The sequence below is a fragment of the Streptomyces sp. NPDC005262 genome, assembly GCF_042872425.1.
GTDB lineage: Bacteria > Actinomycetota > Actinomycetes > Streptomycetales > Streptomycetaceae > Streptomyces.
This window is the reverse complement of record NZ_JBIAKK010000035.1, coordinates 1-10,931: the sequence shown is the minus strand read 5'-3', so window position 1 is coordinate 10,931 and position 10,931 is coordinate 1. Positions and strand designations below refer to the sequence as shown.

12 protein-coding genes are annotated in these 10,931 nt (G+C 67.8%); 3 read left to right on the top strand and 9 right to left on the bottom strand.

The window, feature by feature from the left end; genetic code table 11:
* Positions 1 to 343: 343 nt before the first annotated feature.
* Positions 344 to 850, bottom strand: a complete 507-nt coding sequence (locus ACFYP5_RS38520; protein WP_238577255.1) for a helix-turn-helix domain-containing protein — start codon at positions 848 to 850, stop codon at positions 344 to 346.
* Between the two features lie 108 nt (positions 851 to 958).
* On the opposite strand from ACFYP5_RS38520, the gene ACFYP5_RS38515 reads away from it, so the two are divergent.
* Positions 959 to 1,744, top strand: a complete 786-nt coding sequence (locus tag ACFYP5_RS38515) for an SDR family oxidoreductase (RefSeq protein ID WP_389044694.1) — start codon at positions 959 to 961, stop codon at positions 1,742 to 1,744.
* Between the two features lie 25 nt (positions 1,745 to 1,769).
* Positions 1,770 to 2,129 (top strand): nuclear transport factor 2 family protein, encoded by a 360-nt coding sequence (locus ACFYP5_RS38510; RefSeq protein WP_354778369.1) that lies wholly within the window; start codon positions 1,770 to 1,772, stop codon positions 2,127 to 2,129.
* 83 nt (positions 2,130 to 2,212) lie between these two features.
* On the opposite strand, the gene ACFYP5_RS38505 is transcribed toward ACFYP5_RS38510, so the two are convergent.
* From ACFYP5_RS38505 to ACFYP5_RS38475, 7 genes are all read right to left on the bottom strand, one after another.
* Positions 2,213 to 3,334 carry an IS630 family transposase gene (locus tag ACFYP5_RS38505; RefSeq protein WP_389044691.1) on the bottom strand — a complete coding sequence of 374 codons (1,122 nt, stop codon included), beginning with the start codon at positions 3,332 to 3,334 and terminating at the stop codon, positions 2,213 to 2,215.
* Positions 3,335 to 3,401: 67 nt separating this feature from the next.
* A complete protein-coding gene (locus ACFYP5_RS38500) occupies positions 3,402 to 5,024 on the bottom strand; it encodes a terminase large subunit domain-containing protein (RefSeq protein ID WP_389044687.1) in 1,623 nt (540 codons plus the stop codon).
* Positions 5,008 to 5,556 carry a hypothetical protein gene (locus tag ACFYP5_RS38495; protein WP_389044684.1) on the bottom strand — a complete coding sequence of 183 codons (549 nt, stop codon included), beginning with the start codon at positions 5,554 to 5,556 and terminating at the stop codon, positions 5,008 to 5,010. The genes ACFYP5_RS38500 and ACFYP5_RS38495 overlap by 17 nt, the downstream gene beginning before the upstream one ends.
* A gap of 1,021 nt (positions 5,557 to 6,577) precedes the next feature.
* Positions 6,578 to 7,093, bottom strand: a complete 516-nt coding sequence (locus ACFYP5_RS38490; protein ID WP_389044682.1) for a hypothetical protein — start codon at positions 7,091 to 7,093, stop codon at positions 6,578 to 6,580.
* A 33-nt stretch (positions 7,094 to 7,126) separates the two neighbouring features.
* Complete coding sequence (locus ACFYP5_RS38485) at positions 7,127 to 8,575, bottom strand: ParB N-terminal domain-containing protein (protein WP_389044680.1); 1,449 nt, start codon at positions 8,573 to 8,575, stop codon at positions 7,127 to 7,129.
* Entirely contained in the window at positions 8,572 to 9,327 is a 756-nt protein-coding gene (locus tag ACFYP5_RS38480) for a ParB/RepB/Spo0J family partition protein (protein ID WP_389044678.1), read from the bottom strand. Before ACFYP5_RS38480 ends, ACFYP5_RS38485 begins: the two co-directional genes overlap by 4 nt.
* 61 nt (positions 9,328 to 9,388) lie before the next feature.
* Positions 9,389 to 9,586, bottom strand: a complete 198-nt coding sequence (locus ACFYP5_RS38475) for a hypothetical protein (protein WP_389044677.1) — start codon at positions 9,584 to 9,586, stop codon at positions 9,389 to 9,391.
* Positions 9,587 to 9,634: 48 nt separating this feature from the next.
* Here ACFYP5_RS38475 and ACFYP5_RS38470 point away from each other — a divergent pair, with 48 nt between their 5' ends.
* Positions 9,635 to 10,372, top strand: a complete 738-nt coding sequence (locus tag ACFYP5_RS38470) for a hypothetical protein (protein WP_389044674.1) — start codon at positions 9,635 to 9,637, stop codon at positions 10,370 to 10,372.
* A gap of 31 nt (positions 10,373 to 10,403) precedes the next feature.
* Here the strand turns inward: ACFYP5_RS38470 and ACFYP5_RS38465 are convergent, their stop codons facing one another.
* Positions 10,404 to 10,733 (bottom strand): hypothetical protein, encoded by a 330-nt coding sequence (locus tag ACFYP5_RS38465; protein ID WP_389044672.1) that lies wholly within the window; start codon positions 10,731 to 10,733, stop codon positions 10,404 to 10,406.
* Positions 10,734 to 10,931 lie beyond the last annotated feature (198 nt).

Genomic DNA, 10,931 nt, shown 5'->3' with positions numbered 1-10,931 from the left:
TCCCACTCCTCATTCGTCAGATCACCACGCCCCATGCAGCCAGCCTGGCCTCAACACCCCACCTACGTCAGGAGATCCAAGAAACAGTGCCTAGTGCTGTGACCGGGAAGGTTCACCAGGTTGGGCCGCACTGATTACTCCCTCCGGCTCAGATGGGATCCGGGGGCGCAGCCCATGATGGCGATTCTTGGAAAAACGACCAACGTTGCCCGATCTGGTTATCAACGGCTCGGGATGATTGGCATGCGTGATGCTGACGGCGATCCGGTGTTGCCTGGTCGATCAGGTACGAGGGTGCGTCCCGGCCCTGCTCACGGCTGTTCGGTGCTGGATTGGGGCAGCCCTACGCCTCCGCGGGGGTGGTCGGTCGTGTCGCATATCGGTGGCGCATGGCGTCGCTGGCTGCAGGACCTGCGGTGAAGACGTAGGTGTCGCTGTCGTCGAGCCGGCGGCCCGTCTTGGCGTCAACGACGACGGGCTCGACTTCCTCGCCGCTGTGCGCGTCGATGAGGATCATGCTGCGTTCGGCCGGTGTGAGGCGGGAGTTACCCCACGCGGCCAGGGCGACGACCACCGGTCGCAGGGAGCGCCCGAGTTCGGTGAGGACGTACTCGTGGCGTACGGGGTTGGTCTGGTATGGCCGGCGCTCTAGTAGTCCGTCGGCGACGAGGGTTTTCAGCCGGGTGGTGAGCATGCTGGAGGAGATGCCCAGACTCTCCTGGAACTGGTCGAAGCGCGTGTAGCCGTCGAAAGCGTCGTGGAGGATCAACAGCGTCCACCACTCGCCTACGTGTTCCACCGTCGTGGACAGTGGACACTCCCGGTCCTCCAGCCTGATCCGGCTTGCCATGTCGGCCATCCCCTCAGTTACTGCTAAAGTCGAAGTTAGTAGCTTCTATTTTAGCAGTAATGACGGGAGCGGTGCCTTCTGCGCCCGCACCCGGGAACGGAGCACACCGTGACCACATCCATCAGCGAATCCCTCGAAGGCCGACGCGCTCTGGTCACCGGCGGCAGCAAGGGCACCGGAGCCGCCATCGCCCGACGTCTCGCCCAGGCTGGCGCGACCGTGCTGGTCACGGCCCGCAGCCGCCCCGACGACGTCGAGGAGAAGGCGTTCATCACCGCCGACCTGTCCACCGCCCAGGGCGCAGCCCACGTAGCCGCCGAGGCGGACGCCCGCGTGGGAGGCGTGGACATCCTGGTCAACACCCTCGGCGGGTCCGAGTCGCCGGCTGGAGGGTTCGCCGCGCTCGGCGAGGACGACTGGGCCAGGGAGCTGAACACGAACCTGCTGGCCGCCGTCCGCCTGGACCGCGCACTCCTGCCGCACATGATCGCCACAGGTAAGGGCGTGATCGTGCATGTCACCTCTATCCAGCGCCGCATGCCGCTGTGGAACGGAACCCTGGCCTACGCAGCTGCCAAGGCCGCCCTGACCACCTACAGCAAGGGTCTGGCCAACGAGGTCGCCCCGCACGGTGTCCGCGTCAACACCGTCTCACCCGGTTTCGTGCAGACCTCGGCCGCCGACAACCTCGTCGCCCGGATCGCCCACGACGCAGACATCACGCAGGAAGCGGCGCTGGGCCGGCTCATGGACTCCCTGGGCGGCATCCCGCTGGGCCGTCCCAACCGGCCCGAGGAAGTCGCCGAGCTCGTCGCCTTCCTCGTCTCGGACCGCGCCTCGGCCATCGTCGGCGCCGAACACGTCATCGACGGCGGCACCACCCCCACCGTTTGAACCCGCCACCACCGCAAGGAGCGTCATGCACGACAACCAGCCCCGAACCAGCAGCCCGGACACCCTGCCCGAGGTGATCACCCGCTATCTGACAGCGCACCGCGCCCACGACATTGCCACCGCAATCACGGCGTTCACCCGCGAAGCCACAGTGATCGACGATGGCAACACCTACGAGGGCACCCAGGCGATCGGGAAGTGGCTCGACCGATCGGCCACCGAATTCACCTACACCATCCACCTCACCGGCGCCCAGCAGACCGACGCAACCCGCTACACCGCCACCCACCACCTCGAGGGCAACTTCCCCGGCGGGAGCATCGATCTGCGTTACCAGTTCACACTCCGCGACGGTCTCATCGAACGCCTCGTCATCGAACCCTGAGTCCCTGCCGGCGCCACCCGTTGCCGCCTCAGGCGAGAAGCCCCGATCGCCCCGCAATCTCGGTGACTCACCTTCCTGCCAGGTCAGACCGCCACTCGCAGGGACCGTCCACCCCAGCGGATGCCTTTCTCACTGCGGATGCGGGCGCGTTCCTTACGTTCGGCGGCCAGGACGTCGCGGTGGCGAGCGTTGGCGTTGCGCCACCGCAGGTAGGCGTGCAGGGCCCGGGTCTGCACGGTGTGGTTGGGGTGGTGGGAGTTGGCGATGGTGAACTGCCGCAGTGGTCCGAAGTGCGCCTCGATCGGGTTGGCCCACGAGGCGTAGGTCGGGGTGAAGCACAGCTCGACCTTGTGTTTCCTTGCCCAGCGACGGATGTCGGCGCCCTTGTGGGCGGACAGGTTGTCCATGATCACGTAGATCGGCGCGCCGTCGGGCCAGGCAGCCCGGATCGACTTCAGCGCGGCCAGCGTGTTCGCGGCACCTTTCCTGCGGTGGTTGACGCCCCACAGGGTGTCGTCACCGATCGAGTAGCAGCCGTGGAAATAGCGCACCCCGTGGGTGCGGTGGTAGGTGGCGGGCAGCCGGTCGGGGCGGCACTGTGCGGCCCAGCCGGAGCCCGCGACGGGTCTGATCCCAAGCGGGCCGAACTCGTCGAACGCGAAGACCCGGTCCGGGAAACGGTCCAGCACTTCCTCGATCCGGTCCAGTTTCGCCTCCCGCTCGGGGTCCGGGGACTCCTTCCACGTCTTGGTGCGCTGGAAGGTGACACCACGGCGGGCGAGCAGGCCGCGTAATGCCTCGCGGCCGATGCGGATGATCCGGCCGTGGACTTTGCGCAGGTAGGCAACGAGTTTTCGCAGGGACCAGCGGGTGAAGGGCTGGCCGAGCTTGGTCGGGCGTGTGGTGGCCGTCGCCACGACGAAGTCCTCGTCGTCAGGGCTGAGTCGGCGGGGACGGCCTCCTGCCCACCGAGGGTCCAGACAGGCCAGGCCGATCTCGTTGAACCGGTGGATCACATCCCGGACGGTGTCCTCATCGGCCTGCACCAGTTGGGCGATCACCGGCGCCCGGTTGCCGCCGGCCGAGGCCAGCAGCACCATCGCGCGCCGGTAGCGAACTGAGCTGGTGCTGCCACGGCGCACGATCTGCTGCAGCTTCTGCCCCTCCTGGTCGGTCAGTCTGCGCACACGGACAGGCTCGGCCACCGCGCCTCCAGCGGTCGGATCGGACGTCACCGCACATCCAACCGTCACGATCACCAAACCGGCGAACCTATGTGGTCACAGCACTAGCAGCCCGATATGGCCAGGGGCGTTTCCCTTTATGGGGCCGTTTCCGGGGGTCTAACGGCGTCCGCCGAGGCGGTCGTCGTGGATGTGTCCGGCCACTGCGGCGAGCTGGTCGGGGTCGGCGAGTTCGGTCAGTCCGTGGACGGCGGCGTCCATGCGGTCGGGGGAGTCCATGCCGCACCCAGGTGGCCATCTGCTCTTCGAGGCGGACGTGGGCGCCGACGTGGTGGATGAGGCCCTGCTCGTACAGCTGGGCGATGGGTTCGGCCCGAAGGCGTTTGCCGACCTTCGCGGTGACTTCGAGGACCCTGGGCATGAGCTGCCCGGCGGTCGTGCCGTCGCGGCGCAGCTGCTCCCATGCCTGGGAGAGGACTTGGCGGGCCATGTCGCCGCCGTAGTTGGACTCCACGACGATCGCATCGGCTTTGAGGGCGAGGGCGAGGCGGCACGCGGTGAGGCCCCAGTCGTTGGCGCCCATGGACGCGGAGCGGTCCTCGAGGACGTACAGGTGGCCGTCGAAGCCGCGTGCTGCGCCGATGATGCCGGTCTCGTCGCCGACTGAGGACTCTCCGCCGGCGGGGTCGACGGCGACGATGACGCGGGCCATGTCGAGGCCGCCGAACTCGACGGTGGTGAGGCGGTGGTCGGTGATCCAGGTGCGCTGCCACACACCGCCCTCGGGGGGACGCGGCTTTTGCTGGTAGAGGGCGGCCCATACGCGTTCGCCGACGCGGCGGCGGGTCGGGGCGTGGTGGTCGGCGTCGAAGCGTTCGGGCCATAGGGGTTCGCCGTGGGCCCGGCCGAGCGGGTCGGTGTCGCTGTCGGCGAGGGCGGGAAGGTCGATGATCTTCCACTCGTTGGCCTGTGCGTCGGCGAGGATGCGGCCAGCGAGGTCGTCTTCGTTCCATCGGGTCTGGATGACGCAGATCGCCCCGTCGGGCTCCAGGCGGGTCTGCAGGACGGACTGCCACCACTCCCACGTCTTGCGGCGCATGCTCGGGGAGTCGGCGGAGGCCATGTCCTGCACGGGGTCGTCGACCAGGGCGATGGTGGCGCCCTTGCCGGTGAGGCTGCCGCCGATGCCCGCGGCGACGAGGCCCCCTTGGTGGCCTGCGATGTCGAACCGCATCGCGGCCCGACTGGAGGGGTTGAGGTGGATGCCGAGCTCGTCGCCCCACGTCTCGATGGCGTCGCGGATCCAGCGGGAGTGCTCCTCGGCGAGGTCACCGGAGTAGGAGGCGATCATGATGCGGCGGTCGGGGTGCTGGCGCAAGTACCACAGGGGTGCCCAGCGTGAGGCCCGGCGGCTCTTGCCGTGACGCGGCGGCATGGTGATCATGACGCGGTCGGCGCGGCCCTCGGCCATGTCGATCCACGCCTGGTCGATGAGGTGGAGGTGGCGGGCCTGCATCTCGCGGCGTTCAGTCAGCACGGCGGCCATCGCACCCGGGGAGGCGTCCATGGCGATGTGGCGCTCGATGCGGGCGAGCTGGACGCGCAGCTCCGGGGAGGCCTTCGAAGCCATGGCGCGGCGCTGCGCCGGCAGCCTGGTGCGGTAGGCGTTCAGCAGCTTGGTTTCGCGGTCGCTGCTAGTCATCGGAGCCATGGGCGGCCTCCTCGGATATGCCGATCAGGGCTTCGAGTTCGTCGAGAGCGATGGCGGTCAGCTCGCTGCCCGAAGCGGCCGGGGTGACGATCTCGGTCTTGGCGGGCTTGTCGAGGCCGTTCATGCGGGCGCGGCGCTCCATGATGCGAAGGGCCCGGTCGATGGCGGGCAGGTCGCCGTCCTTGACGGCTTGGCGGTAGGCGACGAAGAACAGCCGGTCCAGGCGCAGGTTCTCCACGGCGCGCAGCTCGTCGGCGTTCTCGTCCTGCTCGGTGGTGCGTTCCTTCAGGGCCTGGCGCACGTCTTTGCAGGCGGCGTTGATGAGCTGGTCGTCGACCGGTGGCTCCAGGCCCTTCTTGTACCGGTCGATGCCGTAGCCCTGCGGGTAGGCGATGCGGTCGGAGTTGATGGCCGGATCGGCGGCGAGCTTGCGGCCGACGGTGAGCCAGTCCACACCGGCCAGGCGTAGGTCGATGGCGTCCGCTCGCCGCTGCGCGATGGCGGCGCGTGCGGCCTTGTCGGGGCGTCCCACCAGCCGTGGTCCTCTCGCTGCTCCGCGCCCCCGCGCCGAAGAACATGATGGCACTGCAAGATCGGAGAGGGGGTGTGGTGACCGGACTCCAGGTAGCGGGGCTGTGTGGGCCGGCGCCGTTGGACGAGCGGCCGTCGGGGAACGTGTGAAGTCCTAGTGGTTGTCGATGATTTGAAGGGTTGCACCGGCCATAGTGGCCATGTGGTCGAAACCCTCATAGCTGCGTTCGGTTCGGTCGTCGCCCTGGGGGCGCTCGTGGTGAGCTTGATGGCTCATCGGCATCAGGTGGCGCGAGCGGCAGCCCTCGATGTTCGTGAGAGCCGGGTCGAGGCCCGGGAACTGGCTGTAGTGCGGCGCGAGGCCCGCGTGCAGGCTTCAATGATTGAAGTGCGAACCGTTATGCAGCGATCGGATTTGCACGAAGGCTGGCTGATACACACGTTGCAGATCGTGAACCCGAGTAACCAGCCCATCCTGCTCCACAGTGGGTGTACCCACGACTCCAGGGCGCTGCCCGACGTTTCCGGACGGGTTGATCCCGGTGCTACACGGCACTTTCGACTGCCAAGGTGGGTGAGCCCGAACCTGAATGCTGATATTTCTCACGGCATCACGATCACCTTCACCGACGCTGGGGATATTCGGTGGCGCCGAGATGGACACGGTGGCCTACAGAGAGGCCTACTGGGGGAGGATGGCGCTTGGGAGTGGATGGAGCGAGAGAATCCGGTCATCACGGAGTCGAGGGCGCCAGTCGTTCCGCCAGGCGATCTGAGAATCGCTGGCCCAGTTTGGGGCGGCGCAGTCGCGGGCTCTACCTTCCGCTACCGGCGTTCGCGACCCCGCAAGCGGGCTCTGGCGCTTGCCGCGTTGGTGGCCGTCGTGATCCTCGTGGGGACAGTGGTCGTGCTCTGGTGGTGGTGATGGGGCGTCCTCGTGCCGAAGACTGGCCACTCAGCCCCCGCGAGGCAACTCACGCGCTGCGGCCCGGCGACCTGGTGTGGTCGCCGGACCGGGGACCCTACAGGAAGGTCAGCTGCTCGGGTGCGTCAGGGTCGGGCGGCAGTTGGCCGGGTGGTGGTGCGTCGGGTGCGTTGCGGTTGGCGCGCAGCCACCATGCGAACTGCCAGTTGCGGCAGGTGCGGTACAGGTACTGGTGGCGGCGCGGTGCGGTGGCGGGGATGGAGTGCTCGCCCCATCCTGTGATGGGGCGGGCGTTGTCGAGCGTCACGCGCAGACCCGGCAGCAGGGCCGGGCCTTCCCAGTGGTGGCCTTCGGCGTAGTCGAAGGCCAGGTGGGCGTTGGAAGCCCAGTCCCACGGGTGGGGCAGGGCGCACAGGTACCAGGCCAGCGGCCGGCTGTCGGCCGGCAGCGTGACTTTTTGGTGAGGTGCCCGCGGGTTGAGCGGGGCCCGGTCGGACTCGCCGAAGGTTTCCAGGCAGTGCTTGTCCAGGTTGATGTGACGAACCCCTGCCAGCCACATGATCAGGTACGGTGCGGCGGCGGTGATCCCAACCCGTACGGGCGGTTGCGACATTACGGTATTTCCCCCCTCTGAATAGGGCCTGAATTACTTGGCCCGGTTATTCCTTTCTTTAACCAATTTTACCAAAATTTCCACAAGTCGCTTATGGTGCCCGTGTCTGAAATCGTTCGGATAGGGCATGTTGAATTCTTCGTCGAGAGCTCTCTCGTAATCGAGGTCGGAGAGCGGCAGAGGGTCCTTGCAGATGGCCCGCAGCGTCGCGTTCGAGCGGCCGGTGACCGTCACGTCACCGAAGTACGCCCCGAGCAGTTCGGCCAGTGATTCGGGGGTGTGGTACCGGATCCGCATCCACTTGCCCTGCATGAACCGCATGTCGACGTTCTCGCTGTCGAGGAACGACAGCCGGGTGGCGTCGTTGGCGCTGGTGGCATGCTGCTTGTTCTCGAATGCCCGCTCGGCCAGCAGGTTGCGGGTGCCGATGCACACCGTGCCGTCGGCGGCGACGAGGGCGTTGACGGTGGTCAGTACCCAGTGCTGGTAATCCAGCGACGTCGTCGCGTTGATGACGGAGTCGAGGACGACCATCTCGTACAGGCCGTGCTGCGCCACCCGCTTCTCGACGGTGCGGATCATGGACACGACGCCCCTGATATCCACCGCGTATTTGCCGGGGGTGGTGCGGAACGGCTCGTAGTCGTCGATCTGGTAGCCCTCGGGGCGCAGCTTCTTCGCGTAGTCGCCGTGGCCCGCACCGAAGTCCACCACCCGCGTCTCGGGGCGCTTGCGCAGCCGGGGCAGCGCCAGCTTCTCCCACACCTCCGACTTGTACGCGAGCTTCCCGGCCTTCTTCAGCGAGGTGTACTGGCGCAGCCGCTTGGGCTGGATGATGTGCTGGTTGTAGACCGGCGCCTGATCCTCCAGGCCGGTCCAGTCGTACACGCCGTACTCGCCGGTGAGGTCGGCGACCAGCACCGCGGCGTCCGAGGACGCGCAGGTCCATGCGAGGACGTCGAAGTGGTTGGCGGCCGCGACCACCGCGTACTCGGCGTTGAGCGCGATCTGCCCCTGGTCGTCGATGACGACGGAGCCCCACGGGCCGTGGCCGCCGGTCATGTAGTTGATGGCCTGCTGGAACGGCTTGTTGCGGGAGACCGCTACTTCGATGGTCTGCCACGGGATGTACGACCAGGCGCCGATGGGGCCGGGCTGCGCGTACACCACCGACGCCTCGGTCTCGACGCGGTTGTGCAGAAGGTTGAACTGGATTTCGTCGGTGAGACGGACCTTCGTGCCGAGCATGACCGCCGGGGTGTGCGTCATCCCCAGCGCGGTCATGGCTTTGGTTCTCTGGTGGCCTGCGACCAGCGTGCCGTCGGCGTTGAGGATGACCGGCTTGACGACGCCGTGGCGGCCGATGGACTTCTGGAGCCGGGCGAAGGCCTCATCGGAGAGGTGTCGCGGGTTGTAGTCGGCCGGGCGCAAGTCCTTGAGCGGGTACGCCTCGTGGAACGTCGTGGTGGGGGCGCTGCTCATGCGTCGTCCCCGTCCTCGTCCTCGACGGCGCCGGCGTCCGCGCCGGCGCCTTCTGCGTCGGCGTCGTCGGTCTCGTCGTCGTCGGCGGTGGGTGCTTCGGCGGTGTCGGAGTGGGCCTCCTGCAGCAGGTGCCAGCCGAAGCCGAGATCGGAACGGGCCTGGGTGAGGAACTGCTCGTAGATGCGGTTCAGGGTCTCCACCTCGGCGGCCGTGATCTGCACGCGGGTGGTGGACCACTGCAGGTAGCCCCACTGCAGGTACTCCAGCTTGGCCATCGCCCCGGTGCCCGCGCCGTCGGACGGCAGGTCGATCGTAGCGGGCAGGGCCCGGTGGTCCAGCAGCTTGTCCAGGGCGCCCTGGTCATAGCCGGTGCCGTCCAGGTCGGGCAGCTCTTCGAGGATGTCGACCAGCAGCTCGCTGTCGTAGCCGGCCAGGTCCGAGGTGCGGTTGTCGACGACGACGATGCGGGCCGCGTCCTCGTCGTGGACGTCGACGAACGTGGCGGCGATCTGGTCCCAGCCGAGCTGCTTGGCGGCGGCCCACGTGTGGTTGCCCGCCAGGATTTCGTTGGGGCGGCCGGTGTGGGTGCCGCGGTTGACGACGATGGCCTTGTACTGGCCGTTGACGCGCAGCGACTCGGCGATGGCGTCGACGTCGCCGGTGCGCGGGTTGCGGTAGTACGCCACTAGGTCGTCGACCGGCACCGCCAGCGGCAGCAGCGACTCGGGAATGCGGGCGGGCGCAGCACTCACAGGAGGAGTCCTTCGTGTAGGAGGCGTGCCCCCGCGCCCTACGCCCGCCCACGATAGAGGATCAAGCCCGCACAAGCTCCAACTGCGCCTCGATGGCCACCGGCTTGCGGGCCGCGCGCAGCGGAACCCGCGCCCGCGTTTCGCCCTTGCCGATGTCCACCACCCACTGGGGTGCTGTCAGCTTGCGCCGGTCTGCGAGCGCACCGCGCGTCAGGGCGATCCGCTCGTCCTCGGTGATGCACTCCTCGTACAGCACCACCCAGGCCTTGCTGGTGTCCGGCTGCAGTGGCGGCCGCTGCCGCTGGGGGTGCTGCTCCTCGCCGCCACCCTCCTGCTGCTCCTGCTGTTCCTCGCCGCCCTGCTGCTGCTCCTGCTCCGGCTGCTGTTCGGGCTGCTGCTCCTGTTCCTCCGGGTGCTGCTCCTGCTGCTGGCCGGTGCTGGCTGGTGCTGGCTGGTGCTGGCGTGTACGGCATCATCAACCGCCATGGACCCGACGATCCTTGCCGCGATCATCCCCACCCCGGTAGCCGTCATTGCTGCCGCAGCTGCCTACGCCGCAGGACGTTCACAGGCACGTGGGGCACACCAAGGCCCCATTGATGCCGTACGCCGACAGCACCAACGCGACGCCTATGCCGCCTTTCTCCATGCGGCCAACGTCTACACGGAGGCGACCAATTGGGAACGCTGCAAGGATCAAGCGCGCGAGGACTTGCGTGCCGCTGGGCAGCGTCACACGACCGAGCTGGTAGAGAGTGAGGCTTGCAGTCTGGTCATGTCGGCGTCCCGGGAGCAGCTCACCGTCGCAGGGGCGGTCGTGGATCTTGAGGGTCCGGAGCACATCGCTGTGCTTGCGGGAGAGGTGACCCGCGCCGCAAGTTACGTCGAAGCGGCCGCTGTCCATCACGGTCTTGTGGTTCCTTCGGACGCTGGCTACGACGAGGAACGGGACGAGGTTGACGGAACTCATCGGGTCCTCCGGAGGGCAATTCACGCCTTCACGCCCGCCGCCCGGAAGTACCTCAATGACGGCCGCATCACATAGCAATCTTGTGCCGCTGGCGCGCTCAGGCGAGTCATGCGCGGCTCCGCTCGGCGGCGGCGGCCGCGGTGAGGCGTGGCTGGTGGAAGCCGTGCATGGGCTGGTCGTAGCGGCGGGTGCAAGGGGATCCGGCAGCGGCCTGGCAGGTGGTGCAGCCGAAGTCGAGGGCTGGGCGGGTACCGGCGGCGAGTCGACGGTTGAGGTCGTCGACCCTGGCCTGCTGCCCCACTTGGCTGGCCACCAGGTGCTCGAAGCCCGCGCGGAGCCGTGCGGCCTCGGCGGCGCTGAGGACCCGGTGGTCGGTGTGGCCGATCAGGTGCCGCATCTGTTCCACGGTCGGCCGCTCGGAGCGGGGAACGGTCATCGGCCTTCCTTCCGGTCGGCCGTGGCCCAGCGGTGCGGGGTGACGGTGTCTCCGGGCCACAGCCCGGGGACACCGCCGTGGCAGTAGCGCAACTGTCCCTCGCCTAGGCACTGTTTCTTGGATCATGTTCGGAGCCAGATGGTGAGGGCTGCGAGGGTGACGGTTCCGAGGTAGATGTAGGCGCGTTTCTCGTAACGG